The sequence below is a fragment of the Candidatus Methylopumilus planktonicus genome (assembly GCF_000981505.1).
Classification (GTDB): Bacteria; Pseudomonadota; Gammaproteobacteria; order Burkholderiales; family Methylophilaceae; genus Methylopumilus; species Methylopumilus planktonicus.
Map to the genome: position 1 here is coordinate 936,180 of NZ_LN827929.1, position 26,393 is coordinate 962,572.

Consider the following 26,393-nt stretch of genomic DNA (forward strand, 5'->3'; position numbering starts at 1 on the left):
AATCATATACCTTAAAAAGAACAAGTCTTAAGGTTATAGGATCAAGCCTCACGAGCAATTAGTATCAGTTAGCTTAACGTATTACTACGCTTCCACACCTGACCTATCAACGTCCTGGTCTTGAACGACTCTTTAGTGTGCTTAAAGCACAGGGAAGTATCATCTCGAGGCGAGTTTCGCGCTTAGATGCTTTCAGCGCTTATCTCTTCCAGATTTAGCTACCCGGCTATGCCATTGGCATGACAACCGGTCCACCAGAGATCTGTCCACTCCGGTCCTCTCGTACTAGGAGCAGCCCCCCTCAAACTTCCAACGCCCACGGCAGATAGGGACCAAACTGTCTCACGACGTTTTAAACCCAGCTCACGTACCACTTTAAATGGCGAACAGCCATACCCTTGGGACCGGCTACAGCCCCAGGATGTGATGAGCCGACATCGAGGTGCCAAACTCCCCCGTCGATATGAACTCTTGGGAGGAATCAGCCTGTTATCCCCAGAGTACCTTTTATCCGTTGAGCGATGGCCCTTCCATACAGAACCACCGGATCACTATGACCTGCTTTCGCACCTGCTCGACCTGTCCGTCTCGCAGTCAAGCAACCTTATGCCATTGCACTATCAGTACGATTTCCGACCGTACCTAGGTTACCTTCGCACTCCTCCGTTACTCTTTGGGAGGAGACCGCCCCAGTCAAACTGCCCACCATACACGGTCCCCAACCCCGTTTCGGGGTCTAGGTTAGAACCTCAACAACATCAGGGTGGTATTTCAAGGTTGGCTCCACATGATCTAGCGACCACGCTTCAATGCCTCCCACCTATCCTACACAGATCTTGTCAAAGTCCAATGTAAAGCTACAGTAAAGGTTCATGGGGTCTTTCCGTCTAGCCGCGGGTAGATTGCATCTTCACAAACATTTCAACTTCGCTGAGTCCCAAGAGGAGACAGTGTGGCCATCGTTACGCCATTCGTGCGGGTCGGAACTTACCCGACAAGGAATTTCGCTACCTTAGGACCGTTATAGTTACGGCCGCCGTTTACCGGGGCTTCAATCAAGAGCTTGCACCCCATCATTTAACCTTCCGGCACCGGGCAGGCGTCACACCGTATACGTCCACTTTCGTGTTTGCACAGTGCTGTGTTTTTATTAAACAGTCGCAGCCACCTTTTCACTGCAACCCCATCGGCCTTCGCAAGTAAATTGCTACAACCTACCGGGGCGCACCTTATCCCGAAGTTACGGTGCTAGTTTGCCGAGTTCCTTCTCCTGGGTTCTCTCAAGCGCCTTAGAATTCTCATCCTGCCCACCTGTGTCGGTTTGCGGTACGGTCTCAACTTAACTGAAGCTTAGTGGCTTTTCTTGGAAGCATGGTATCAGTCACTTCATGAGCAAGCTCACTCGTTATCACGCCTTGACATTGACTCTCCGGATTTGCCTAAAGAATCTGTCTACACGCTTGAACCGGGACATCCAACACCCGGCTGACTTAACCTTCTCCGTCCCCACATCGCATTAAATTGAGGTACAGGAATATTAACCTGTTTCCCATCGACTACGCATTTCTGCCTCGCCTTAGGGGCCGACTCACCCTGCACCGATGAACGTTGTGCAGGAAACCTTGGGCTTTCGGCGAGGGTGCTTTTCACACCCTTTATCGCTACTCATGTCAGCATTCGCACTTCTGATACCTCCAGCATCCTTCACAAGACACCTTCGCAGGCTTACAGAACGCTCTCCTACCGTGCATATAAATATGCACCCGAAGCTTCGGTTACGTGCTTAGCCCCGTTACATCTTCCGCGCAGGACGACTCGACTAGTGAGCTATTACGCTTTCTTTAAAGGATGGCTGCTTCTAAGCCAACCTCCTAGCTGTCTATGCCTTCCCACTTCGTTTTCCACTTAGCACGTCATTTGGGACCTTAGCTGTCGGTCTGGGTTGTTTCCCTCTTGACCACGGACGTTAGCACCCATGGTCTGTCTCCCGTAATTGCATTTCTCAGTATTCGGAGTTTGCAATAGTTTGGTAAGGTCTTATGACCCCCCTAGCTATAACAGTGCTCTACCCCCGAGAATGATATACGAGGCACTACCTAAATAGTTTTCGGAGAGAACCAGCTATCTCCAAGTTTGTTTAGCCTTTCACCCCTATCCACAGCTCATCCCCAAATTTTTCAACATTTGTGGGTTCGGACCTCCAGTACGTGTTACCGCACCTTCATCCTGGCCATGAATAGATCACTTGGTTTCGGGTCTACACCCAGCAACTGAATCGCCCTATTAGGACTCGCTTTCGCTGCGCCTCCCCTATCGGTTAAGCTTGCTACTGAATGTAAGTCGCTGACCCATTATACAAAAGGTACGCAGTCACCCTTGCGGGCTCCCACTGTTTGTATGCATACGGTTTCAGGATCTATTTCACTCCCCTTCCGGGGTTCTTTTTACCTTTCCCTCACGGTACTAGTTCACTATCGGTCGATTACGAGTATTTAGCCTTGGAGGATGGTCCCCCCATGTTCAGACAGGATTTCTCGTGTCCCGCCCTACTTGTCGTTACCCTAGTTCCACACGCGGGTTTTCGTATAAGGGGCTATCACCCTCTATGGCCGGACTTTCCATTCCGTTCTACTAACACACGTGCTAAAAATAACAGGCTGCTCCGATTTCGCTCGCCACTACTATCGGAATCTCGGTTGATTTCTTTTCCTCGAGTTACTTAGATGTTTCAGTTCACTCGGTTCGCCTCTTGTCTCCTATGTATTCAGAGACAGATACCCTTGCGGGTGGGTTTCCCCATTCGGACACTTCCGGATCAAAGCTTGTTTGCCAGCTCCCCGAAAATTTTCGTAGACTACCACGTCCTTCATCGCCTGTAATCGCCTAGGCATCCGCCATATGCACTTATTCACTTGACCCTATAACATTAAAACCTGAGCCCTTTTAAACTCAAATTTTGGTGACGCATGAGACGTCTTGTTATAAGTTTTTCTAAAGCAACTTAAGACCCATATTCACATCCTTATAAAAAGCTACATTCATAAGGTATAAACAAAGTCATATGTTGTTTCTGATTTTGCAATCAATTACCCATTTGAATTTATCTGCTCATCACAAGTCAGATAAATTCACTTTACTTCTTCCATTTTGTTAAAGAACATACTTAGCAATAAAGCTAAGCGTTAAAGATTGTGAATCACAACCCTTAAGGCTTGTCTTTAAGTTATCAAAGAATTGGTGGAGGATGACGGGATCGAACCGACGACCCCCTGCTTGCAAAGCAGGTGCTCTCCCAGCTGAGCTAATCCCCCATGTTTCGGAAAAAAAGATTAAATCTGGTGGGTCTGGTTGGGCTCGAACCAACGACCCCCGCCTTATCAAGACGGTGCTCTAACCAGCTGAGCTACAGACCCCTATAAAACGGGCCAATGATTCTTTGATAATGCCTAACAACTGATAAGTGTGAATGCTTGATAGTTCAAGACGTTCTCTAGAAAGGAGGTGATCCAGCCGCACCTTCCGATACGGCTACCTTGTTACGACTTCACCCCAGTCATGAATCCTACCGTGGTAATCGTCTTCCTTGCGGTTAGACTAACTACTTCTGGTAAAACCCACTCCCATGGTGTGACGGGCGGTGTGTACAAGGCCCGGGAACGTATTCACCGCGACATGCTGATCCGCGATTACTAGCGATTCCGACTTCATGCAGTCGAGTTGCAGACTACAATCCGGACTACGATCGGCTTTCTGGGATTGGCTCCCCCTCGCGGGTTGGCAACCCTCTGTACCGACCATTGTATTACGTGTGAAGCCCTGGCCATAAGGGCCATGAGGACTTGACGTCATCCCCACCTTCCTCCGGTTTGTCACCGGCAGTCCCATTAAAGTGCCCAACTAAATGATGGCAATTAATGGCAAGGGTTGCGCTCGTTGCGGGACTTAACCCAACATCTCACGACACGAGCTGACGACAGCCATGCAGCACCTGTGTTACCGTTCTCTTTCGAGCACTTGAACATCTCTGCTCAATTCGGTACATGTCAAGGCCAGGTAAGGTTTTTCGCGTTGCATCGAATTAATCCACATAATCCACCGCTTGTGCGGGCCCCCGTCAATTCCTTTGAGTTTTAATCTTGCGACCGTACTCCCCAGGCGGTCAACTTCACGCGTTAGCTACGTTACTCATAGATTTTACTCTACCAACAACTAGTTGACATCGTTTAGGGCGTGGACTACCAGGGTATCTAATCCTGTTTGCTCCCCACGCTTTCGTGCATGAGCGTCAGTGTTATCCCAGGGGGCTGCCTTCGCCATTGGTATTCCTCCACATCTCTACGCATTTCACTGCTACACGTGGAATTCTACCCCCCTCTGACACACTCTAGCCTTGCAGTTTCGAACGCAGTTCCCAGGTTGAGCCCGGGGATTTCACATCCGACTTACAAAACCGCCTGCGCACGCTTTACGCCCAGTAATTCCGATTAACGCTCGCACCCTACGTATTACCGCGGCTGCTGGCACGTAGTTAGCCGGTGCTTCTTATCAAGGTACCGTCAACCTCATGATTTATTCGATCATAAGTTTTCTTCCCTTGCGAAAGAGCTTTACAACCCGAAGGCCTTCTTCACTCACGCGGAATGGCTGGATCAGGGTTGCCCCCATTGTCCAAAATTCCCCACTGCTGCCTCCCGTAGGAGTCTGGACCGTGTCTCAGTTCCAGTGTGGCTGGTCGTTCTCTCAAACCAGCTACTGATCGTCGCCTTGGTGAGCCTTTACCTCACCAACAAGCTAATCAGATATCGGCCGCTCCATTAACGCAAGGTCTTACGATCCCCTGCTTTCCCCCGTAGGGCGTATGCGGTATTAGCGAATCTTTCGACTCGTTATCCCCCATTATTGGACACGTTCCGATATATTACTCACCCGTTCGCCACTCGCCACCAGAGAGCAAGCTCTCCGTGCTGCCGTTCGACTTGCATGTGTAAAGCATTCCGCCAGCGTTCAATCTGAGCCAGGATCAAACTCTTCAGTTTAATCCAAAACTATTACTTGATCCTTCAATAAAGAAGGATCGGTATATTGCATTTGCTTTATTAAATCTCAAATTCATTGAAAAGGTTATTAGCTCATAAATGAACTAAATGTCTTGTCATAAATTTAAAAAGTGTAAAGCACTTATATTTTGAGATCCTTATGACGAGCAAAGTTTGACCTTTGAAAGCCGTAAGGATTTGTCTTAAAACTATAAGCACCCACACTTATCAGTTGTCTATTTGTTAAAGAACGGTATTTGATCTTGGTTGCGGGGACAGGATTTGAACCTGTGACCTTCGGGTTATGAGCCCGACGAGCTGCCAGACTGCTCCACCCCGCGATCGATCTGCGTACATGACGCAGAGAGGTAAGACTATAGCACTTTTTTTGAAGGGGTGTCAAACATTAAGAGCCCCAAACTACAGGCTATTCGACTAAGAATTGATTAATCTTCTTGACAAAAGCAACGGGGTCTTTGAGCTGGCCGCCCTCAGAAATCAAGGCTTGATCAAAAATCACTTCTGCAAAATCATTGAAACGCCGACTGTCAGTAGTATTTTCAAGTTTCTGAATTAGTTTATGTGATGGATTAATTTCTAAAATCGGTTTTGTGTCTGGTGTTTTTTGGCCTGCAGCTTTGAGTAGGCGCTCTAGATTGCCTGATAAATCATGCTCTCCAGCCACCAAGCATGCTGGTGAATCAGTTAAGCGGTGCGTCACTTTTACTTCTTTAACTTTTTCACCCAATGCTTTTTGAATTTTTTCAATGAGTGATTTTGCATCTTTCTCGATTTTCTTTTTCTCTTCTTTTTCTTTTTCGTCTTCTAACTTTCCTAGGTCAAGATCACCCTTTGCAATGGATTGTAATTTCTTACTTTCAAATTCATTGAAAGTCGAAAGCAGCCATTCATCAACGCGATCACTCAGCAATAAAACTTCAATGCCCTTCTTTTTAAAAATTTCTAAGTGCGGGCTGTGCTTCGCTGCCTCATAGGAGTCAGCCGTGATGAAGTAGATAGCTTCTTGTCCGTCTTTCATGCGACTCACATAATCTTTTAAAGACACCACTTGTGCATCTGTTTCTTCGTGCGTTGAATTAAAGCGAAAAAGTTTTGCAATTTTTTCTCTATTTGCAAAATCCTCGCTGTGTCCTTCTTTCATGACCACACCAAATTCTTTCCAGAAATTTTTATAGTCATCTGGTTTTTTCTCACTCATATCTTCTAAAAGATCGAGGACTTTTTTAGTGGAGCCTGCACGAATTGCTTCGACTTCTTTACTATCTTGTAAAATTTCTCGTGAGACATTTAAAGGAAGGTCGGCACTATCAATTACACCCTTAATAAAGCGTAAGTAATTAGGCATGAGTTTTTCTGATGCTTCCATGATGAAGATACGCTTGACGTACAGCTTCACACCATGATGGCGTTCACGATCAAATAAATCGAAAGGGGCTTTAGTAGGTATATAAAGGAGTGAAATATATTCTTGCTTCCCTTCAATGCGATTATGGGAATAAGTAAGAGGCGGCTCATGATCGTAAGAAAGATTTTTATAAAACTCTTGATACTCTTCTTCCTTGATATCATTTTTATTTCGAGCCCATAATGCTGAAGCTGCATTGACTGTTTCATCTTCATCTGTCGGTACTTCTTCCCCATCTTGCCACTCAGATTTTTTCATGACGATAGGAAGTGTGATGTGATCTGAATATTTCTTGATGATGCTCTTGAGAGTCCAATCACTTAGGAATTCATCCTCGTCTTTTTTAAGATGCAAGATGATGTCAGTGCCGCGGGTATCTTTTTTAACTGCACTAATTGTGTATTCACCCTCACCTTTGGATTCCCACTGAATAGCTTCTTTGCTGCCAGCTCGTCTTGTAATGACAGTGATGAGATCTGCAATAATGAATGAAGAATAAAAGCCCACACCAAACTGGCCAATTAAATTAGCGTCTTTGGCTTCGTCACCAGTTAAGTTATTTAAGAATTCTTTGGTGCCTGATCTTGCAATCGTTCCGATATTGTTAATGACCTCATCTCGATTCATACCAATACCGTTATCTGAGATGGTCAAGGTGCGTGCCTTTTTATCAAAACTTAATCTAATTTTTAATTCAGAATCTTTTTCATAAAGGCTAGCGTCTTTGAGAGCTTCGAAGCGTAATTTATCAGCAGCATCACTTGCATTTGAAATGAGTTCACGAATCACGATCTCTTTATTACTATATAAAGAGTGAATCATGAGATGGAGCAATTGTTTAACTTCCGCTTGAAAGACTAATTTTTCAGATGCATTTTCTTTTGTTGCCATGTTCAATTACCTTTTAAAAAAATATTGGGATGATCTTACAATGGGGGTTGAGTCATGAAATTTCAAGGGCTCTTTTTAGAGTAATTTCCTTAAAGCGACTGATGCTGCCATAAAACCGAAAGTAGCTGTCACCATCACACTAGACCCATACCCACCACAATGAAGACCTGTGAGCGCCTCATCAACTTCACATGCTTCCTCAGGTTTTTTCATGACTTCATCCGTGAAAATAACGTCAATGCCTACTTTTTGCGACTCTTTTAATTGCAGTGCTTTTTTAACGTCATGCCGAATTTTGGCTGTGAGCCTATCGCCATGCGTTAAACTTAAATCAGCTATCTTTATAAATGAGGGATCAATCCGGCCGCCCGCACCGCCCGTCATGACCAGTGGGATTTTTTCATTTAAAGCATGAAGTGCTAAACTTGTTTTAATACCTGCCTGATCAATTGCATCGATCACGACATCAAAATTCTTCTTAATGAGTGCTGCTACATTTTCATTCGAAATAAAGTCATCCACAATATGGACATGACACAGGGGATTAATTTCTTGAATTCTTTCTTTCATAGCTAGCACCTTCGATTTTCCAAGCGTATGACTTAGCGCGTGAATTTGTCGATTGATATTCGATTCGGCAATATGATCCAAATCAATGAGGGTGAGTTGGCCAATCGCATTCCGCGCTAATGCTTCAGCAGCCCATGATCCAACACCGCCAATACCAATGACACAAACATGTGCTTTCTGAAAAAGATCTAAAGCTTTTTTTCCATAAAGCCGTTCGACCCCACTAAAGCGCCGATTAAAATCGATGTCTTCCATTTAATTTTAAGTTTCAAGAACTACAAAGGCAGTCGCAATATTCTTTTCATCTGAAATAGAAATATGCTGACTTAAGATATTTTTTTGTTTTAAGAAGTCTTTTAATTCTTCATCAAATTCTAGAATAGGTTTTCCTAAATCATCATGGCCTACGATGATATATTGAAAACGTACTGGCGATCTAAACCCAGTGCCCAAGGCCTTAGCAAAAGCTTCTTTGGCAGCAAAGCGTTTCGCTAGAAAACGAGATTGAGTTGATGACTTTAAGTAACTTTCAAATTCGGAATCACTTAAAATACGACGCGCAAAAGTATCACCAAATTTTTCAATGGATTCGTGAATGCGTGAAACTTCAACAACGTCAGTACCAATACCAAAGATCATAATAAATTTTTCTTTTTAAAAAATTACTTCGAATACGTACGTAATAGTAATTTCATTTCACGGATCGCATTATCCCACCCTACAAATAATGCGTGCGCCACAATCGCATGTCCAATATTAAGCTCTTCAATGCCAGGAATGGCTGCAATTAAGTTCACATTATGATAATGAAGCCCATGACCAGCATTCACAATAAGCCCTAATGATAACGCATGCGCTGCAGCTTCTTTGACACGTTTTAATTCTTTCTGCTTTGTCACTTCATTTTCTGCATCTGCATAACGACCGGTATGAATTTCAATTACGGGCGCGCCCATCTTTTTCGCTAAATCAATATCTCTTAAATCAGGTGCAATAAAAAGTGATACACGACTACCTTGTTGGGTTAGAGTTTGCGTTGCACGGTGAAGGTGATCATAAGATTCTTTTACATTTAATCCCCCTTCAGTCGTTCGCTCTTCTCGCCTCTCGGGCACGATGCAAACGTCTTGTGGTTTCAAACGGGATGCAATCGCAATCATTTCATCAGTGGCTGCCAGCTCTAAATTCATTTTTGTTTGCAGCAAAGGTCGAATGGCAAAAATGTCTTCATCTTGCATATGACGACGATCTTCGCGAAGATGGAGTGTAATACTATCTGCACCCGCTTGCTCAGCACGAAGCGCTGCCTCGACAACACTTGGATACTTGGTACCACGTGCTTGTCGTAGCGTCGCTACGTGATCAATATTAATTCCGAGCTTTAACATAAAATATCTTATCCTTGTAAATCGACAAAGAGTTGTTTCGAATGTAGTGGTTTATCGCCTAAATAAAAACCTAATAAATAACGCATCAATTGCTTACTTTGTTGTTGTGTTTCTTTGCTTATATATTGGTCACTTGCCATATCAAGTAAGGTCTTGCCTAAGACTTTAATGCCGTGATCGGTTTTCATTAAATCACACGCCCCATATTCAGCCTCATAACGATATATTTTATCAGGGATAATTGGATTTGAATCTTCATCATGATCTAAAGTGACTGCATAGCCTAAGGCTTGTAAAAGCTTGAGTTCAAATCGCCGTAATGTAATAGTGAGCTCACGGCCTTCACTTAAAGCTAAGATAGTTTCATGATAAAAATGAAAGAGGTCGATGTGAGGCTCGTCTCTTTGCAATAAACGCATCATCAACTCGTTAATATAAAATCCGCACATTAATGCGTCACCCTCTAAAATAGTGAGCCTCTCACACCACTCTAATCCATTTAAACTTTTAAGTTCCGACTTGCCTGACCAATTCGCAAGTAAAACCTGAAAAGATTGAAGCATGCCACGAATAGATGATCTTGGACGCCGGGCTCCCTTAGCCACCACTGGAATACGGCCAAATTTTTCAGTGAAAACTTCTGCGATTAAACTTGTCTCTTTGAAAGGGTAAGTGTGCAAAATATACACACGCTGATTTTCTTGACGATGATTGGGAGTCGCCATTTAAAAAATTACAGGCCTAATGATTTTAAAACACGCTGATCTGTCGACCAGCCACTTTTTACTTTAACCCAAGTCTCAAGCCATACTGTACCGCCAAAGAGCTCTTCCATGTCTTGTCTGGACTCAGATGAAATTTGTTTTAATTTCTCACCGTCTTTGCCAATCAACATAGGCTTCTGACTATCTTTGTCAACAATAATGGCGGCAAAAATGCGGCGTAATTTACCTTCGACTTCAAATTTTTCAATTTCAACCGCAATGGAATAAGGCACTTCCTGGCCCGTGAGACGAAAAATTTTTTCTCGAATAATTTCAGACGCAAGGAATCTTTCACTCTTATCGGTAATCTCATCTTCACCATAGATAAAAGGTTGTTCCGGTAAAAAGTCTCGGACGTTAGATAATAAATGATCTAGGTGTTTATTTTTTTTAGCAGACACAGGCACCATGGCTTTAAAAGTATATGTCTCGCTCATGGTTTTGATTTGTTCTAAAAGTGCATTCTTGTCTTTCATTAAATCTACTTTGTTCATGACTAGAATCGTCGGGCGATCTTTTGGAATGAGTTTCATGACCGCATGGTCTTCTTCTGTCATGCCTCGAGACTCAATCACAAAAAGAACCACGTCCACATCGCTTAATACTTGGTGTACGATTTTATTTAAACCCTTATTCATGAGGTTCAAATGTTTAAGCTGAAATCCTGGCGTGTCAATAAATAGAAACTGGGTGTCATCTATCGTTTGAATACCTAACAATTGATAGCGTGTAGTCTGCGCTTTTTTGGAGGTGATACTGATCTTACTACCTACCAAATAATTTAAAAGTGTCGACTTGCCTACATTAGGTCGGCCAACAATTGCAATCGTGCCACAGCGCGTAATTTTTTGTTTGCTCATTAAATTGTCTCCAGCATAAGTTGATAAGCTTTTGATGCAGCCTCTTGTTCTGCAATACGTCGGCTATTACCTATCCCTTGCGTTTTAATATTAGACTTCTTAATGATGCACTCAATCGTAAAGGTTTGGCTGTGTGCCTCCCCTTCAATTGAGACAACTGTATAAATGGGTAAATCACTTTTTTTGCTTTGTAATAATTCTTGCAGTAAAGTTTTTGGATCTTTTTGAATGAGTTTAGGATCAATCTCATTTAACTGCTTTTCAAAAAAACGAAGGATAAATTGATGTGTAGGTTCTATTCCCCCATCAAAATAAATCGCACCAATGATAGCTTCAAAGGTGTCAGCTAAAATAGATGGGCGTCGCCATCCTGCACTTTTTAATTCACCCTCACCTAATCTTATAAAGTCACCTAAACCAATTGATGTTGCTATACCACTCAACGAACTCTCTTTAACAAGTTGCGCGCGTAGACGACTTAAATCACCTTCATCAAGACGTGGAAATCTTTTATAAAGCTCTTCAGCAATAAGGAAACTTAAAACGCTGTCGCCCAAGAATTCGAGACGCTCATTATGTTGTGCTGAATAACTGCGATGTGTGATAGCCATGATCATTAAAGTAGAATCACTAAAGGTATAATGGATGATTCGACTTAACGAGGCTTGACGCTCTTTATCCATTAATGAATGATAGTCCCAATACGTTTTAATTCGCCGAAGTTAAACCAAATAAAAAAAGCACGTCCCACTAAGTTATGTTCAGGCACAAAACCCCATACGCGACTATCGGCACTATTATCTCGATTATCCCCAAACGCTAAGTAATGTCCGTGAGGTACTTCAAATTTAAAATTTTCTCCAGGTAAATCATGAATCAAAATGGAATGATTCACATTACCTAATGCCTCTTTAAATTCCTTGGCTTCAATATGATGACTTTCATTCATCATGTATGGATATTTATCAACGAATGTCTGCTCTATTTTTTTGTCATTGATATAAAGTGTTTTACTTTTATATTCAATTAAATCCCCTGGAAGACCTACCACACGCTTGATATAATCGATCGATGGTTTAGGTGGGTAATGAAAAACAAACACATCACCACGCTTTGGCTTGTCTACTTCTATCATCGTATAGTTCAAAATAGGCACACGAATACCGTAACTAAATTTACTTACTAAAATAAAGTCGCCTGCTAAAAGTGTTGGCATCATTGAACCTGACGGAATCTTAAAAGGTTCTGCCACGAATGAGCGGATAAAGAAGACTAATAAAATGACAGGGAAAAAACTTTTCGAATATTCAACCAGAATAGGCTCTTTTGCATTCGTCGCTCTTTTTTTGCTTAAGATAAAAATATCAAGCAACCAAATCAGTCCTGTGATGGTTAAGACGATGACCATGATTAGCGCAAACATCATTTTTCTTCTACCCTTAAAATGGCTAAGAAGGCTTCTTGAGGAATTTCAACATTACCAACCTGCTTCATACGTTTCTTACCCTCTTTTTGTTTTTCTAATAATTTTTTCTTACGCGAAATGTCACCTCCATAACATTTAGCCAGCACATTTTTGCGCATCGCCTTAACTGTTTCGCGCGCAATCACGTTTGCACCGATAGATGATTGAATCGCCACATCAAACATTTGTCTTGGGATCAATTCACGCATTTTGGACGCCACTTCTCGTCCTCGATAAATACTATTTGAGCGATGTACAATTAATGATAATGCGTCGACACGGTCGCCATTCACCATGATATCAAGCTTCACTAAATCAGCTGCTCTAAATTCTAAGAATTCATAATCCATAGATGCATAGCCTTTAGAAATCGATTTCAATCGGTCAAAGAAATCGAGTACTACTTCATTAAGCGGCATCTCATAGGTGAGCATCACTTGGCGGCCTAGGTATTGCATATTTTTTTGAATACCACGCTTGCCGTTACATAAGGTCATGACAGGGCCTACATAATCTTGTGGCATCAGTAAATTAATTAATATAATCGGCTCACGAATTTCTTCGATACGGGATGTGTCAGGGAGTTTAGAAGGATTTTCAATTTGTGTGACTTCACCATCTCTTTTGAGAAGTTCGTATACAACGGTCGGGGCTGTAGTGATTAGATCCATATCATACTCACGCTCTAAACGCTCTTGCACGATATCCATATGAAGAAGACCTAGAAATCCACAACGAAATCCGAAACCTAAGGCTGTCGAATTCTCTGGCTCAAAACGAAGCGATGAATCATTTAAACTTAATTTTTCTAAGGCCGTTCTTAAAGCTTCGAATTGATTGGATTCCACAGGATATAGCCCTGCAAACACTTGGGGTTTAACTTCTTTAAATCCAGCCAAAGATTCGGATGCGGGTTTATCTGCTGACGTCACCGTATCACCGACCTTAGCACTCGCAAGTTCTTTAATGCCTGCAATAATAAAACCTACCTCACCTGCAGAGAGTGATTCTTTGCTTCTCGATTTTGGTGTGAAGACGCCCACTTGCTCACAAAGATATTGATCACCTGTCGCCATCAGTTTAATTTTATCTTTTGGTTTTAAGCTGCCATCGACTACACGCACTAACATCACAACGCCCACGTAATTATCAAACCAAGCATCAATGATGAGGGCCTTTAATGGCTTAGTTACATCTCCTCTTGGTGGTGGAACACGAGAAACAATTGTTTCCAATACATCTCTGACACCTTCGCCAGTTTTAGCTGAGCAGCGAATCGCATCTGTGGCATCAATGCCAATCACGTCGCCTATTTCTTCGATCACACGATCTGGATCCGCAGATGGTAAATCAATTTTATTTAACACAGGGGTGACTTCAACACCTTGTTCAATTGCGGTGTAACAATTAGCGACTGTCTGCGCTTCAACACCTTGGCTTGCATCAACGACTAAAAGCGCACCCTCACAAGCCGCAAGGGAGCGACTCACTTCATAAGTGAAGTCGACGTGTCCAGGTGTGTCAATGAGGTTAAGGTTATATATTTTGCCGTCAAGTGCTTTATATTGAAGCGCGGCTGTTTGCGCTTTGATGGTAATACCACGTTCGCGCTCAAGATCCATCGAATCTAACACTTGCGCTTCCATCTCGCGATCAGATAAACCACCGCAATATTGAATGATACGATCCGCCAAGGTCGACTTGCCGTGATCGATATGCGCGATGATTGAAAAGTTTCTAATGTTTTCCATGCAGAATTATGATGTCTTTAGTTACCTAATAACAAAGGCGCTTAAAACTCTTTAAGCGCCTTTGATTGAAAGCATGTATTTTACAACAAAGCTCTTATACTAGCTGATTTTATCGCTCATTCGTGATCTTAACCGGCACATAAAGTGTCTCGTCATTTCTTAAAATAAGGAGCGCTACCGTCTTACCGTTAGGAATGGTAGATACATCTTTAGCAAAAGCTTCAGCACTTTCGACTTCGCTATTGTTAAGCGCTAGGACAATATCACCCCTTCGAATACCAGCTGCTGCTGCTGAACCTTGTGCATCAACGACTAGTAGACCTTTTTTACCGTTCATTTTTTTACGTTGTTGTGGTGGCGCTTCTTTTAAAACTAAACCTAAACGATTCACCTCTGCTTTGTCAGGGGCCTTATTACTTGCAATCACTTCAGATTGATCGGATGGCATTTCGCCAACTGTTAAGTTGAGTGTTTTGATACTGCCTTTTCTGAACACTTCAGCGACCACCATTTTACCGGGTTTAGTATTACCCACCGCTTTGGGTAAGTCAGATGAAGACTCAATCAACTTATTATCAAATTTAGTAATAACATCACCCGGTTGAAGGCCACCCTTTTCTGCAGGCGCTCCTTTTTCAATGCCTGCGACTAATGCACCATTGGTATTTTTCATACCAAAGGATTCAGAAAGTTCTTTGGTGATTTCTTGAATCGCAATACCTAACCAACCACGAATCACTTTACCATTAGTCCTAAGTTGACTCATGACGTCCATCGCAACATTGATAGGAATGGCAAATGAGAGTCCCATATAACCCCCGGTGCGGCTATAAATTTGCGAGTTAATCCCTATCACCTCACCTTTTAAATTAAACAAAGGTCCGCCTGAGTTACCTGGATTAATCGCTACATCCGTTTGAATAAAGGGCACAAAATTTTCTTGGGGTAATGCGCGGCCTTTGGCACTCACAATACCGACTGTCATGGTATTTTCTAAACCAAAAGGAGCGCCAATGGCTGCTACCCATTCGCCTACTTTGATCGTGTCAGGATTTCCAATGCTTACTTTCGGTAAGCTATTCGCATTGACTTTTAATACAGCAACATCCGTTCTTAAATCAATCCCAATCACTTTCGCTTTGAATTCGCGCTTATCATTAAGCTTTACCATCACCTCATCTGCGTCTTTGACGACATGCGCATTCGTTAATATGAAACCATCAGTCGTCACAATAAATCCAGACCCTGTGGCAGAAACTTGTTTATCTGGAGCGGGTTGTTGTCCGCGACCATTCTGAGGTGGCATACCCGGCGGCACTGGAATACCAAAACGCTTAAAAAATTCTTGCATCTGCTCATCTTCTGGTGATATTTGACCCATAGCATTTGCACGATTTTTTTGAATAGAGCTGATATTAACCACCACAGGGCTTTGTTTTTCTGCGAGATCAGTAAAGTCCGGAAGTTCTTTTGCAACTAATCCGGTCAGCATTAAAAACTGAAATATGCATACATAAAAAAGACGTCTTATCATGGTCTATATATTCCTTAAATGAATTATTTAAAACGAATTAATTGCGCTTCATTGTAAAACATTTGCATCTTCTCGTTAATGACGCGCTTAATCATCATGACACCTAAAGATAAACCTAAAACTGCACCCATCAACGTATAGAATTCGTTCATATCTTTCGCAAAACTATTGGCAATCATCATACCTAAAAACATTAAAAGAAGCGGGACGCCATAAAGCATGAGCGAACCTTTAAGCATAAACGTTTCATCAATACCTAAGATGACAACATCACCTAACTTCGCATTTAAATCATTTCTTGTTTCAATATAACCTGATCGATGTGAAAAAATTTTTCCCCAAATTGAATTGCCACAACCTCTGACCTGCCCGCATAAACCGCATGGCTTAGTTCGTACCACTTCGAGCGTGACTCGATCTTTTGAAGTTTTAATGACAATGGCTTGTTCTTCGATCATCTAATGCGCTTTCATATCCTGAATCGAATTCGAAATTTTTTGAATAGTTACCTCTGGTACTGAGCCTACCACCATAATTTGATGACCATTCATCACTCTCGCATGAACATGAGATGAGCCCACACGAGTTTCTCCACTGCGAGACTTCTGATCTTTAGGAATGGAATTAACAAATAAAGAGACAAAGGAAAGCCCGTCTGAGAATACCCAGTGATGAACAAGCTGTGGTTTAGTGCCCATGGTTCTTGTGACATGACTCACCTCTTTATAGCCTGCCGGCAAATTAGCAATGGTGCAATATTTTTCGAGGGGTACTTTATTTTCAGGCACCTCATTCATGATATATTTTTTATGTATATCGACATCCGGTTTGAACCAATTTAAATCTTGGCCACTAAATAATCCAATTTGATTAAAGCTTGCTTGTTCAATCATTTTTTGTTGATGGTCTAAAATACTCATCTTCAGAATCAAACCAAATTCTTTATCAAGCCAAAACTTATAAAGGTATCGAAACTGATCTTTAGGCTCCAGATAAACAATTTGTGCTTCGCGACCGCTAATCCTTTCTTGATTAGCAAAACGAAGGGTGTAAATTGCCTTAATACTTTCAATGTCCGCAGGCAAAATAGCAGGAAATAAACTCTGTCCCTGTCTCTGCTGAATGATGACATTGTCTTTATTAGAATTAAACACCGTCATATTATTCCCGCGTGATAACGCTTCACGAGGCTGACCTTCTAAAGTGACCATGCGGGCGAACTCTTCTTCACCATTATTCAGATGGGTGATTTCGATTGAGCGGATATCCTGGGAATTTTGATAGAGAAATATACCTTTGTAACTTAATTTTCTGGCGGCTTGGGAGGCTTTCACTAGATGAAGCCAGGGATCCTCAACACCATGTGCGTTAAAGCTTAAAGCAAGGGTGATTAACCCAATCACTAATCCTTGCATAAAAAAATTACTTAGCTTGTGTTTCAACATAAAACGCGACATTAGTCGGCGCTAACATTTGATGCGCTTCAATATATTCATTCGGAATTTCTTCCGCAATTTCAATGGTATTTGTTGTTTTCATATGAAACGAATTTGGAGTGATCATTGCCCCTACAAAAAGAATAGCAATAAATGATGCCGCAACCGGCCATGACATCCATGAAGATGCTGGGAGTGCAATCGCAGATTGAAGTTTAGATGACTGATTGAACTTTAACTGGATAGGCTCTTTATCAATGGCATCTAAGATCGATTTAGATGAAAAGGTAGCATCACTCAATTCATCTTTAATGGAGTCACGAATCAACTGATAAGTTTCGAAGCGCTCGCGTAAACGGCTATCTTTACTTATCTCTCTTACTGTTTGACTTGAGCTTTTAAGATCGAGCTCATCATCGAGGAGTGTTGAAATTTTTTCATTCATATAACTTTTCCTTTAAAATTAAATTTACCAACGTTTATTATTGTGTTGTGACAAAAGCGGTTTTAATTTTTCCGCAATTGTTTCACGCGCTCTAAAGATGCGAGAGCGCACAGTGCCAATCGGACAATCCATCATCTCTGCAATCTCTTCATAACTTAAGCCTTCAATTTCACGCAATGTAATCGCTACCCTTAATTCTTCTGGTAATGACTCAATCGCGGCATTGACAGTAATACCAATTTCTTTTGTGAGTAATGTGGTCTCTGGATTTTCAAATTCCGCTACTTGGTGTGTCTCTTCAAACTCACCATCTTCATTCTCAAATTCAGTCATGTTGCGCGGGCGTTTGCCCATTGCCACTAAGTGATTTTTTGCGGTGTTGATACCAATACGATAAAGCCAGGTATAAAAAGCGCTATCGCCTCTGAAATTAGGGAGGGCACGATAAGCTTTAATGAATGTTTCTTGAACGATGTCCTCAATTTCGGCTTGATCACGCACCATGCGCGTTAAGATGCGACCGAGTTTGCGATGATATTTTTCAACTAAAAGTCCGAAAGCTTTCTTATCGCCTTGCTGCGCACTTTCGACTAAAACCTGGTCGAGTGCACGATTCGGATTTTCTATTTTCTCACTCACAACGACTGATAGCGAAGATTTTTCATCCACAGGAGTATACACGGACGAATTATTTTCAACGAGTGATAATTTTTTTTGTTCTATGTTATTGTTAAGTCTTGGCATGAGTTATTAGATAAATTTCTTTCGTAAAAAAACATAAACATACTATATATTTACCTAGAGACGCCCTCATTCTAAATTAGTTCATGAAAAATACGCAAATGTTACTTTGTGATGTGCTTATTATAGGTAGCGGTCTAGCTGGGCTTACTTCAGCTTTAAAGTTAGCTGACCATAAAAAAGTACTGATTGTCAGTAAGCGAGAAATTTTAGATAGCTCAAGCCAGTGGGCGCAGGGTGGCGTGGCTGCCGTCATGTCAAATGAGGACTCCATTGACAGTCATGTGAAAGATACCGAATTTGTTGGGGGCGGTTTAACTAACCCTAAGGTCGCGAGCTTTGTCGCGTCTCACGGTAAAGAAGCGATTGACTGGCTTCATGATTTGCATGTGCCTTTTAGCCGGGACGACACAACACACCAATTTCATTTAACTAAAGAAGGTGGTCATAGTCATAGGCGTGTGGTTCACGCTAAAGATGCTACAGGTCGAGCAATTCAGGCGACTTTGAGTGAACAAGTTAAAGCGCACGCCAATATCACGATTTTAGAAAACCATATTGCGGTTGACCTCATTACAGAAAAAAAATCTTTAAAAGTTGATCACATTAAATCCAATCGTTGCTTAGGCGCTTATGTGCTTAATAACAAAACGGGTAACGTCATCACGGTATCTGCACAAGAAACCATACTTGCAGCAGGCGGTGTCAGCAAAGTTTATCTCTACACAACTAACCCTGATGTAAGTACAGGGGATGGTGTAGCCATGGCATGGCGCGCAGGATGCCGTGTGGCCAATATGGAATTTATTCAGTTTCATCCGACGTGTCTTTTCCATCCCAAAGCTAAATCTTTTTTAATCTCTGAAATTGTGAGAGGTGAAGGTGGCCTTTTAAAACTGCCTGATGGATCGCGCTTCATGGATGAGTATGACGGAAGAGGTGAATTAGCTTCCCGCGATATTGTGGCTCGCGCGATTGACTTTGAAATGAAAAAACGTGGGATCGATTGTGTGTATTTAGATATCTCGCACAAATCACCGGACTTTATAAAGTCACATTTTCCGACCATCTATGCCCGGTGCTTAGAACTCGGTATTGATATCACAAAAGAATGGATTCCAGTCGTACCTGCTGCCCACTATAGTTGTGGAGGTGTGATGACGAACCTTGCAGGTCAAACCGATTTAGCGCATCTTTATGCCATTGGCGAAACAGCCTATACAGGACTTCATGGCGCCAATCGTTTAGCAAGTAATTCTCTCCTCGAATGTTTAGTCTTTGGTGAAGCAGTCGCAAAACATATTCTTCAATCAAAAGTTGATTTCACTTCATTTGAATTACCTCACTGGGATGAAAGTCGTGTGACCGATGCGGACGAAGAAATTCTTATCACACATACTTGGAATGAATTAAGACGCTTCATGTGGAATTATGTCGGTATTGTGCGAACCAATAAACGTTTATCACGCGCACTTCATCGTATTCATATGTTGCGCGATGAGGTGCATGAGTTTTATACCAACTTTAAAGTGAGTCACAACCTCATTGAGTTAAGAAATCTTTTACAAGTAGCCGAGCTAATTGTGGAATCAGCCATTGCACGACACGAGAGTCGTGGACTTCATTTTAGTCGTGATTATCCAAAGCAATTAAAAATCGCAAAACCAACGGTCATGACCCCATCTAATTTTTATAGTCTCCTTGATCACAATCACGGACATTAAAATAATTTTAAAAAGTTACACCCTATCTCTTTATATCCTCTATAAAATATTAAAAAAAACATTTGAAGGAATTTTTTATGCAAGTCTCCATGAATACTGTGGTCACGATGACCTACGAACTTAAAGATGCCGACGGCGTTGTTTTAGAATCAAGTGAGCAGCCTGTGGCCTATCTCCATGGAGGCTATGACAATATTTTTCCAAAAGTAGAAGAAGCGATGCACGGAAAAAATATTGGTGACACGATTGAATTAGCATTAGAACCTGCCGATGCTTTTGGTGAATACGATGCTGAACTCGTTCAAATTGAACCGGCTTCAGCTTTCCCTCAAGAAAATTTAAAAGAGGGTTCGCAATTTGAAGGTGAAGATGAGACGGGTGAAGTTATTTTATATACAGTGACGAATGTTGCAGATGGGAAAGTCGTGGTGGATGGTAACCATCCTTGGGCTGGCCAACGTATTATTTTTAAAGCCACGATTAAAGATGTGCGTTCTGCAAATCAAGAAGAAGTGACTCATCAGCACGTGCACGGTGCTGGCGGTCATCACCACTAAACTTTAATATCTTCCGTGAGGTGGGGTGCTAAAGTTTCTAACATGGCATCATAAATTTTAGGTGAGGCTGCCAATACATTTCCAGACTGAAGCCATCCCTCTTTGCCATTTAAGTTTGAAATAATCCCGCCCGCTTCTTGCACTAAAAGTGCACCCGCTGCAATATCCCAGGGTGACAAACCAATCTCCCAAAAAGCATCCAATGACCCATTCGCTACATAAGCCAAATCAAGCGCTGCTGAGCCCGGACGTCTAATGCCTGTGGTTTTTTGCAGCATCGATTTAAACATAGCCAAATAAGTATCAAGATGTTTAAAGTCGCGAAATGGAAAACCTGTCCCAATAAGAGACTCTTTAAGCTTGTCGCATTTTGAAACGCGGATACGCTTATCATTTAAGAATGCACCACGACCCTTGGTCGCCGTATAAAGATCATTTCGATTCGGTTCATAAATAACGGCTTGCGTGATCTCGCCTTTATGCTGAAGCGCTATCGATACACAGTACTGCGGAAAGTTATGCAAGAAATTAGTCGTGCCATCTAAGGGGTCGATGATCCAAATGAAATCACTTGTGTGAGTGGTAGAGCCTGATTCTTCACCCATAAACCCGTGATCTGGATAAACTTCTTTTAAAGTATCAATGATCGCACGCTCAGCGGCTATATCCACCTCACTCACAAAGTCGTTAAAGTTTTTACTCTTCACTGTGAGTGTTCCGATATCTTGCGACGCTCGATTAATAATAGCGCCTGCGCGTCTTGCGGCTTTAACTGCAATGTTTAACATCGGATGCATAAAATGAATTTCTCTCTTTTTAAAAGAACGTGACTATTTATAAGCTTCGTTTTTAAATAGACTTGATAAAATGCTATTTTACATGAAGGAACTCCATGGTCGCCACTTCAGAAGCGTTCGATCGCATCCGCATCATACTCTGTCAAACGAGTCACCCCGGAAATATTGGTGCCACAGCGCGTGCGATGAAGACGATGGGCATTCACACACTCTATTTAGTCAACCCTAAAAAATTTCCACACCCTGAAGCAACAGCGATGTCGTCGGGCGCTGATGATGTTTTAACACATGCGCACGTCGTTCAAAATTTAGAAGAGGCTCTTAAAGGTGTCAAGCTTGCCGTGGGATTATCTGCGAGGCGACGTGAGTTGACACAGCCTTATCTAGAGGTGCGAGAAGTAGCACACGAAATGATGCGTGTCGCAGATCATTCAGATGTCGCTTTTGTCTTTGGAACAGAAATGAGTGGGCTCTCAAATCAAGAGATACACCAATGCCAAGTGTTAAGTTTTATTGATGCAAACCCAAATTATTCATCCCTTAATTTGGCTCAAGCGGTTCAGGTGGTATGTCATGAATTAAGACAGTCGAGTATTTCAAGAAACCCGCCCAAACTCTACACCAAAGACTTAAATCTTTTAGCCGATCACGATAGCTTAATGGGGTTTTTATCGCACTTAGAAGTGGTACTCGAGAAAATAGAATTCTTAGATAAAGTGCAAGGTGAGCGACTGATGCAGCGACTGCATATCCTTTTTGCGAGATCACAACTTGAAGTGGATGAGATCAATATTTTGCGCGGCATCTTAACGCAGATACAAAAAAAATTAAAAGATTGAAGACGGTTTGTATTAACCTAGTAATTTAGTCAAGTTAATCATTTCATGCGATAATTACGCCTATGTTTAAAAAAATTAGAGAAGATATCGCGATTGTTTTTGAGCGTGACCCCGCTGCGAGGTCCACTGTTGAAGTCTTAACGACTTATCCTGGAGTTCATGCCGTACTGATTCATCGGGTGGCGCACGCTTTCTGGGGAATCAAACTTTACTGGCTAGGTCGCTTCATTTCTCATATCGGAAGGTTATTTACTGGGATTGAAATTCACCCAGGAGCGACCATTGGTCGTCGTGTTTTTATTGATCACGGCATGGGTGTTGTGATTGGTGAAACCGCAATTATCGAAGATGATTGCACGCTCTATCATGGCGTGACATTGGGTGGCACTTCTTGGAATAAGGGAAAACGTCATCCGACTTTAAAGCAAGGTGTTGTAGTTGGAGCAGGCGCTAAAATCCTAGGCCCTATTACGATTGGGCGTGGAGCCAAAATCGGATCGAATGCTGTGGTGGTAAAAGATGTGCCAGCTAAAGCTACGGCCGTGGGCATTCCAGCACGTATTGTCGAAGAAGAAGGACAAACTAAACAAAAAAGCGCAGTGCAACTTCCAGCTTTTAACGCTTATGCGGTGGGCCGAGATGAGACTGACCCTATGTATAAACATCTTGATCAATTGATGATAGCCATCAAAAAACAAAATCAAACCATTGAGCGTTTAGAGGGCCAAATTAAATCCTTGAAACCTCCTACCAATGAGGATCTTAAACTCGCCAAAGCCTTCTCGCACAAGAAAAAAGCATCCAAATAATACTTGATTAAATTAATAGGTTATTCTATACTTTAGGCTTCAGAAACTAAATATTTCTTATAAGTCTTAAAGATAAAGGGTCTTATTATGCGTCTTACCACTAAAGGTCGTTTTGCAGTGACTGCTATTTTAGATCTCGCACTGAACGAGACAGAAAAGCCTGTGACCTTAGCTGACATCAGTGATCGACAATCGATCTCTTTGTCCTACCTCGAGCAACTTTTTAGTCGCATGCGTCGCGGAGGCATTGTAAAAAGCATACGTGGGCCTGGTGGCGGGTATCACCTCGCTAAAAAACATCAAGAGATTACCGTGAAAGACATCATCACAGCGGTCGATGAAGAAATTGATGCGACCCAGTGCTCTGGCAAAGAGAATTGTCACGATGGTGGTCGTTGTATTACCCATGATCTTTGGGTGTCCATCAATCATAAAATCTTAGATTATCTTGAAAGTCTAACCTTAGCTCACTTAGTTGAAGCGCAATCTAAAGATAGCAAAAACCGTGAGAGTGCAATTTTTTTCTTAAACGATAAACTCAGTCAAGGTAATTTAGCGAAAGCTGTTTAATAAACATCATGCAAAAAAATTATTTCGACCATAACGCGACGACAGCCTTAGACAAAAAAGTCTTAGGCGTCATGATGCCTTATATTGAGATGCAACAAGGCAATCCTACAAGTCAGCATAGTTTTGGTAGACATGCTAGAACCGCGATTGAAGAAGCGCGCGAACAAGTAGCACTTGCTATTCATGCGCACCCATCTGAAGTGATTTTCACATCAGGGGGTACAGAAGCTAACAACATGATCGTGCATGGGGCTGCTATCAAGGAGAGAGAAAGTACATTGGTCAGAAGTAATATTGAACATCCTTGTATAGCTCGCCCAATGGAAGCTATGAAACATCAGGGCTGGAAGCAGGCATTATTAAATGTAAGTCAAGATGGTGTGGTGACAAAAGAAGCTTACAAGAATATTACGGCTGAGAATGTCAGTCTTGTATCAGTCATGTTAGCGAATAATGAGACAGGTGCTATTCAAGACATGGCGCTCCTACATGATTTCGCAAAAGAAAAAAAAGCACTCTCGCATACAGACGCAGTACAAGCGTTTGGAAAAGTTGATGTACGCTTTGATGAGCTTCACATCGATGCCATGACCCTCTCGAGCCATAAAATATATGGCCCACAAGGTGTAGGTGCATTAATCTTAAATAAACGTAGCGATATTGAACCTTTGATTTACGGTGGTGGGCAGGAAAAGAATTTAAGGAGTGGCACTGAAAATATTGCAGCGATTGTAGGTTTTGGTAAAGCGTGTGAGCTCATTTCAGAATCTGTGAAGACAACTTCAACGCATACACATGAACTTCAAAAAATACTTGAAGTCCATTTAAAAGATTTAGGTGCTGTGATTTTTTCTGAAAAAGTTGCACGTTTAAATAACACGACTTTCTTTGCATTTAAAGATATTGAAGGATCAACATTACTTACTGCTTTAGATAAAAAAGGCTTCGCCATTGCAAGTGGCTCTGCATGTTCAAGTGTGAATAAAGAACCGAGTCATGTGTTGCTTGCGATGGGTATTGATGAAGATTTAGCGCGCGGTGCATTGCGCATTAGTTTTGGACAAAGAAATTCAGTGACTGAAGTCAAAGACTTTATAGAAACATTAAAAAAAGAATTGCAAACCTTAAAACAACTTACAGCGATCGCGGCATAACATATGATAAAAGACAAAGCACGTAAACCGATTTATTTAGATTACTCATCAACGACACCGATAGACGCTCGTGTGGCTGAAAAAATGATTCCATTCATTACAGAACATTTTGGTAATCCCGCATCTCGAAGCCATAGCTTCGGCTGGACTGCAGAAGAAGCTGTTGAAGAAGCGCGCGATGAAGTCGCTAAACTCGTCAATGCGGATCCTAGGGAAATTGTTTGGACATCGGGCGCCACTGAATCGAATAACTTGGCTATCAAAGGTGCAAGTCATTTTTACAGTACGAAGGGTAAACATATTTTAACCGTCGCCACTGAACATAAGTGTGTGATCGATTCATTCCGTGAACTTGAACGTGAAGGATATACAGCGACCTATTTAGAACCAGAGCCGAATGGCTTGGTCGATTTAGAAAAATTTAAAAAAGCGATCCGTCCTGATACGGTGCTAGCCTCTGTCATGTTTGTAAATAACGAGATTGGTGTCATTCAAGATATTGAAGCGCTTGGCAATATCTGTCGTGAACAGAAAGTCATCTTCCATGTTGATGCTGCTCAAGCAACAGGAAAAGTAGATATTGATTTAGAAAAACTGCCTGTCGATCTTATGAGTTTTTCTGCACACAAAACTTACGGGCCTAAAGGTATCGGTGCGCTCTACGTGAGACGTAAACCACGTATTCGTATTGAGGCACAAATGCATGGGGGTGGTCATGAGCGCGGTATGCGTTCAGGCACGTTAGCCACCCATCAAATTGTAGGCATGGGTGAAGCTTTTAGAATTGCGCGTATTGAAATGCAATTAGAAAATGAACGTATCAGAAAATTACGCGATAAATTATTACATGGCCTTCAAGATATGGAAGAAGTCTATGTGAATGGGGACTTGAAACACCGCATTGCACATAACCTTAATATCAGCTTCAACTATGTGGAAGGTGAGTCGCTCATTATGGCGGTAAAAGATATTGCAGTTTCCAGCGGATCTGCTTGTACATCAGCAAGCTTAGAGCCGAGTTATGTGTTGCGTGCTTTAGGGCGCTCAGATGAATTAGCGCATAGCTCTATTCGTTTTTCCATTGGACGATTTACGACAGAAGCTGATGTGGATTTTACGATCCAATTACTTAAAGAAAAGATTTATAAATTAAGAGAACTCTCACCATTGTGGGATATGTTTAAAGACGGTATTGATATTAGTAAAGTTGAGTGGGCTGCCCACTAAAATTTTAAAAGGATATATATGGCTTACAGCGATAAAGTATTAGACCACTACGAAAACCCAAGAAATGTGGGCACACTTGATAAGGATGACCCACATGTAGGGACTGGCATGGTAGGCGCCCCTGCCTGTGGCGACGTCATGAAATTACAAATTAAAGTGAGTGATGATGGCATCATTGAAGATGCAAAATTTAAAACTTACGGCTGCGGATCTGCGATAGCTTCCAGCTCTCTTGTCACTGAGTGGCTCAAAGGTAAAACATTAGATCAGGCCTCTGAAATTAAAAATTCAGCGATTGCCGAAGAACTAGCATTGCCTCCTGTCAAAATTCACTGCTCAGTTTTAGCAGAAGATGCAATTAAATCTGCGATTGCAGACTTAAAGAGTAAACAAGGTAAATTAAACTAAG

At 42.0% G+C, this 26,393-nt stretch carries 23 protein-coding genes, 3 tRNA genes and 2 rRNA genes; 8 read left to right on the forward strand and 20 right to left on the reverse strand.

Annotation, left to right across the window (positions count from 1 at the left end; genetic code table 11):
• Positions 1-37: 37 nt before the first annotated feature.
• The 19 genes from BN1208_RS04925 to rpoE form a co-directional block, all read right to left on the reverse strand.
• Positions 38-2,918: ribosomal RNA gene (locus BN1208_RS04925) — 23S ribosomal RNA — on the reverse strand.
• 317 nt (positions 2,919-3,235) lie between these two features.
• A tRNA-Ala gene (locus BN1208_RS04930) sits at positions 3,236-3,311 on the reverse strand.
• A 25-nt stretch (positions 3,312-3,336) separates the two neighbouring features.
• Positions 3,337-3,413 (reverse strand) — tRNA-Ile (locus tag BN1208_RS04935).
• Positions 3,414-3,494: 81 nt separating this feature from the next.
• A 16S ribosomal RNA gene (locus BN1208_RS04940) occupies positions 3,495-5,036 on the reverse strand.
• The 16S and 23S rRNA genes sit together here with 3 tRNA genes alongside, the layout of an rRNA operon.
• A gap of 264 nt (positions 5,037-5,300) precedes the next feature.
• Positions 5,301-5,377 (reverse strand) — tRNA-Met (locus BN1208_RS04945).
• 86 nt (positions 5,378-5,463) lie between these two features.
• A complete protein-coding gene (gene htpG / locus BN1208_RS04950) occupies positions 5,464-7,353 on the reverse strand; it encodes a molecular chaperone HtpG (RefSeq protein WP_046488417.1) in 1,890 nt (629 codons plus the stop codon).
• 75 nt (positions 7,354-7,428) lie between these two features.
• Positions 7,429-8,178 carry a tRNA threonylcarbamoyladenosine dehydratase gene (locus BN1208_RS04955; RefSeq protein WP_046488418.1) on the reverse strand — a complete coding sequence of 250 codons (750 nt, stop codon included), beginning with the start codon at positions 8,176-8,178 and terminating at the stop codon, positions 7,429-7,431.
• 6 nt (positions 8,179-8,184) lie between these two features.
• A complete protein-coding gene (gene acpS, locus BN1208_RS04960) occupies positions 8,185-8,562 on the reverse strand; it encodes a holo-ACP synthase (protein WP_046488420.1) in 378 nt (125 codons plus the stop codon).
• 23 nt (positions 8,563-8,585) lie between these two features.
• Entirely contained in the window at positions 8,586-9,311 is a 726-nt protein-coding gene (gene pdxJ, locus BN1208_RS04965) for a pyridoxine 5'-phosphate synthase (RefSeq protein ID WP_046488422.1), read from the reverse strand.
• Positions 9,312-9,319: 8 nt separating this feature from the next.
• Positions 9,320-10,036 (reverse strand): DNA repair protein RecO, encoded by a 717-nt coding sequence (gene recO / locus BN1208_RS04970; protein WP_046488424.1) that lies wholly within the window; start codon positions 10,034-10,036, stop codon positions 9,320-9,322.
• 8 nt (positions 10,037-10,044) lie between these two features.
• Positions 10,045-10,935, reverse strand: coding sequence for a GTPase Era (era, locus tag BN1208_RS04975; RefSeq protein WP_046488426.1), 891 nt, complete (start codon positions 10,933-10,935; stop codon positions 10,045-10,047).
• On the reverse strand, positions 10,935-11,618 hold the full coding sequence (gene rnc, locus BN1208_RS04980; RefSeq protein WP_046488428.1) for a ribonuclease III: 684 nt from the start codon (positions 11,616-11,618) through the stop codon (positions 10,935-10,937). The genes era and rnc overlap by 1 nt, the downstream gene beginning before the upstream one ends.
• Positions 11,618-12,361: a signal peptidase I gene (gene lepB, locus BN1208_RS04985; RefSeq protein WP_046488430.1), complete on the reverse strand. Its 744-nt coding sequence runs from the start codon at positions 12,359-12,361 to the stop codon at positions 11,618-11,620. Before lepB ends, rnc begins: the two co-directional genes overlap by 1 nt.
• Positions 12,358-14,151 carry a translation elongation factor 4 gene (lepA, locus tag BN1208_RS04990; RefSeq protein WP_046488433.1) on the reverse strand — a complete coding sequence of 598 codons (1,794 nt, stop codon included), beginning with the start codon at positions 14,149-14,151 and terminating at the stop codon, positions 12,358-12,360. The genes lepB and lepA overlap by 4 nt, the downstream gene beginning before the upstream one ends.
• 109 nt (positions 14,152-14,260) lie before the next feature.
• Positions 14,261-15,685, reverse strand: coding sequence for a DegQ family serine endoprotease (locus BN1208_RS04995; RefSeq protein ID WP_046488435.1), 1,425 nt, complete (start codon positions 15,683-15,685; stop codon positions 14,261-14,263).
• Positions 15,686-15,708: 23 nt separating this feature from the next.
• Positions 15,709-16,143 carry a SoxR reducing system RseC family protein gene (locus BN1208_RS05000; protein ID WP_046488437.1) on the reverse strand — a complete coding sequence of 145 codons (435 nt, stop codon included), beginning with the start codon at positions 16,141-16,143 and terminating at the stop codon, positions 15,709-15,711.
• The gene (locus BN1208_RS05005; RefSeq protein ID WP_052734644.1) at positions 16,144-17,100 is read right to left on the reverse strand and encodes a MucB/RseB C-terminal domain-containing protein; all 957 of its coding nucleotides are present in this window, start codon (positions 17,098-17,100) and stop codon (positions 16,144-16,146) included.
• 7 nt (positions 17,101-17,107) lie between these two features.
• Positions 17,108-17,566 (reverse strand): sigma-E factor negative regulatory protein, encoded by a 459-nt coding sequence (locus BN1208_RS05010; protein WP_046488439.1) that lies wholly within the window; start codon positions 17,564-17,566, stop codon positions 17,108-17,110.
• A 24-nt stretch (positions 17,567-17,590) separates the two neighbouring features.
• Positions 17,591-18,310: an RNA polymerase sigma factor RpoE gene (gene rpoE, locus BN1208_RS05015; RefSeq protein ID WP_082092847.1), complete on the reverse strand. Its 720-nt coding sequence runs from the start codon at positions 18,308-18,310 to the stop codon at positions 17,591-17,593.
• Between the two features lie 83 nt (positions 18,311-18,393).
• Here rpoE and nadB point away from each other — a divergent pair, with 83 nt between their 5' ends.
• Both nadB and BN1208_RS05025 read left to right on the forward strand, forming a co-directional pair.
• Entirely contained in the window at positions 18,394-20,031 is a 1,638-nt protein-coding gene (gene nadB / locus BN1208_RS05020) for an L-aspartate oxidase (RefSeq protein ID WP_420885844.1), read from the forward strand.
• Positions 20,032-20,108: 77 nt separating this feature from the next.
• The gene (locus tag BN1208_RS05025) at positions 20,109-20,588 is read left to right on the forward strand and encodes an FKBP-type peptidyl-prolyl cis-trans isomerase (RefSeq protein WP_046488441.1); all 480 of its coding nucleotides are present in this window, start codon (positions 20,109-20,111) and stop codon (positions 20,586-20,588) included.
• Here BN1208_RS05025 and BN1208_RS05030 read toward each other — a convergent pair.
• Positions 20,585-21,385, reverse strand: coding sequence for an inositol monophosphatase family protein (locus BN1208_RS05030; protein ID WP_046488447.1), 801 nt, complete (start codon positions 21,383-21,385; stop codon positions 20,585-20,587). The genes BN1208_RS05025 and BN1208_RS05030 overlap by 4 nt on opposite strands.
• A 95-nt stretch (positions 21,386-21,480) precedes the next feature.
• On the opposite strand from BN1208_RS05030, the gene BN1208_RS05035 reads away from it, so the two are divergent.
• The 6 genes from BN1208_RS05035 to iscU all read left to right on the forward strand — a co-directional run bounded on the left by BN1208_RS05035 (position 21,481) and on the right by iscU (position 26,392).
• Entirely contained in the window at positions 21,481-22,224 is a 744-nt protein-coding gene (locus BN1208_RS05035) for an RNA methyltransferase (protein ID WP_046488449.1), read from the forward strand.
• Positions 22,225-22,286: 62 nt separating this feature from the next.
• Positions 22,287-23,033 (forward strand): serine O-acetyltransferase, encoded by a 747-nt coding sequence (gene cysE / locus BN1208_RS05040; protein WP_046488451.1) that lies wholly within the window; start codon positions 22,287-22,289, stop codon positions 23,031-23,033.
• Positions 23,034-23,120: 87 nt separating this feature from the next.
• Positions 23,121-23,603: a Fe-S cluster assembly transcriptional regulator IscR gene (iscR, locus tag BN1208_RS05045; protein ID WP_046488454.1), complete on the forward strand. Its 483-nt coding sequence runs from the start codon at positions 23,121-23,123 to the stop codon at positions 23,601-23,603.
• Positions 23,604-23,611: 8 nt separating this feature from the next.
• Positions 23,612-24,757 (forward strand): cysteine desulfurase family protein, encoded by a 1,146-nt coding sequence (locus tag BN1208_RS05050; protein WP_046488456.1) that lies wholly within the window; start codon positions 23,612-23,614, stop codon positions 24,755-24,757.
• 3 nt (positions 24,758-24,760) lie between these two features.
• Entirely contained in the window at positions 24,761-25,984 is a 1,224-nt protein-coding gene (locus tag BN1208_RS05055) for an IscS subfamily cysteine desulfurase (RefSeq protein WP_046488458.1), read from the forward strand.
• A gap of 18 nt (positions 25,985-26,002) precedes the next feature.
• Positions 26,003-26,392, forward strand: coding sequence for a Fe-S cluster assembly scaffold IscU (iscU, locus tag BN1208_RS05060; RefSeq protein WP_046488461.1), 390 nt, complete (start codon positions 26,003-26,005; stop codon positions 26,390-26,392).
• Position 26,393 lies beyond the last annotated feature (1 nt).

Coding starts and splice junctions, on each gene's coding strand:
- htpG (WP_046488417.1), bottom strand. CDS start 7,353: ATGGCAACAAAAGAAAATGCATCTGAAAAATTAGTCTTTCAAGCGGAA.
- BN1208_RS04955 (WP_046488418.1), bottom strand. CDS start 8,178: ATGGAAGACATCGATTTTAATCGGCGCTTTAGTGGGGTCGAACGGCTT.
- acpS (WP_046488420.1), bottom strand. CDS start 8,562: ATGATCTTTGGTATTGGTACTGACGTTGTTGAAGTTTCACGCATTCAC.
- pdxJ (WP_046488422.1), bottom strand. CDS start 9,311: ATGTTAAAGCTCGGAATTAATATTGATCACGTAGCGACGCTACGACAA.
- recO (WP_046488424.1), bottom strand. CDS start 10,036: ATGGCGACTCCCAATCATCGTCAAGAAAATCAGCGTGTGTATATTTTG.
- era (WP_046488426.1), bottom strand. CDS start 10,935: ATGAGCAAACAAAAAATTACGCGCTGTGGCACGATTGCAATTGTTGGC.
- rnc (WP_046488428.1), bottom strand. CDS start 11,618: ATGGATAAAGAGCGTCAAGCCTCGTTAAGTCGAATCATCCATTATACC.
- lepB (WP_046488430.1), bottom strand. CDS start 12,361: ATGATGTTTGCGCTAATCATGGTCATCGTCTTAACCATCACAGGACTG.
- lepA (WP_046488433.1), bottom strand. CDS start 14,151: ATGGAAAACATTAGAAACTTTTCAATCATCGCGCATATCGATCACGGC.
- BN1208_RS04995 (WP_046488435.1), bottom strand. CDS start 15,685: ATGATAAGACGTCTTTTTTATGTATGCATATTTCAGTTTTTAATGCTG.
- BN1208_RS05000 (WP_046488437.1), bottom strand. CDS start 16,143: ATGATCGAAGAACAAGCCATTGTCATTAAAACTTCAAAAGATCGAGTC.
- BN1208_RS05005 (WP_052734644.1), bottom strand. CDS start 17,100: ATGCAAGGATTAGTGATTGGGTTAATCACCCTTGCTTTAAGCTTTAAC.
- BN1208_RS05010 (WP_046488439.1), bottom strand. CDS start 17,566: ATGAATGAAAAAATTTCAACACTCCTCGATGATGAGCTCGATCTTAAA.
- rpoE (WP_082092847.1), bottom strand. CDS start 18,310: ATGCCAAGACTTAACAATAACATAGAACAAAAAAAATTATCACTCGTT.
- nadB (WP_420885844.1), top strand. CDS start 18,394: ATGAAAAATACGCAAATGTTACTTTGTGATGTGCTTATTATAGGTAGC.
- BN1208_RS05025 (WP_046488441.1), top strand. CDS start 20,109: ATGCAAGTCTCCATGAATACTGTGGTCACGATGACCTACGAACTTAAA.
- BN1208_RS05030 (WP_046488447.1), bottom strand. CDS start 21,385: ATGCATCCGATGTTAAACATTGCAGTTAAAGCCGCAAGACGCGCAGGC.
- BN1208_RS05035 (WP_046488449.1), top strand. CDS start 21,481: ATGGTCGCCACTTCAGAAGCGTTCGATCGCATCCGCATCATACTCTGT.
- cysE (WP_046488451.1), top strand. CDS start 22,287: ATGTTTAAAAAAATTAGAGAAGATATCGCGATTGTTTTTGAGCGTGAC.
- iscR (WP_046488454.1), top strand. CDS start 23,121: ATGCGTCTTACCACTAAAGGTCGTTTTGCAGTGACTGCTATTTTAGAT.
- BN1208_RS05050 (WP_046488456.1), top strand. CDS start 23,612: ATGCAAAAAAATTATTTCGACCATAACGCGACGACAGCCTTAGACAAA.
- BN1208_RS05055 (WP_046488458.1), top strand. CDS start 24,761: ATGATAAAAGACAAAGCACGTAAACCGATTTATTTAGATTACTCATCA.
- iscU (WP_046488461.1), top strand. CDS start 26,003: ATGGCTTACAGCGATAAAGTATTAGACCACTACGAAAACCCAAGAAAT.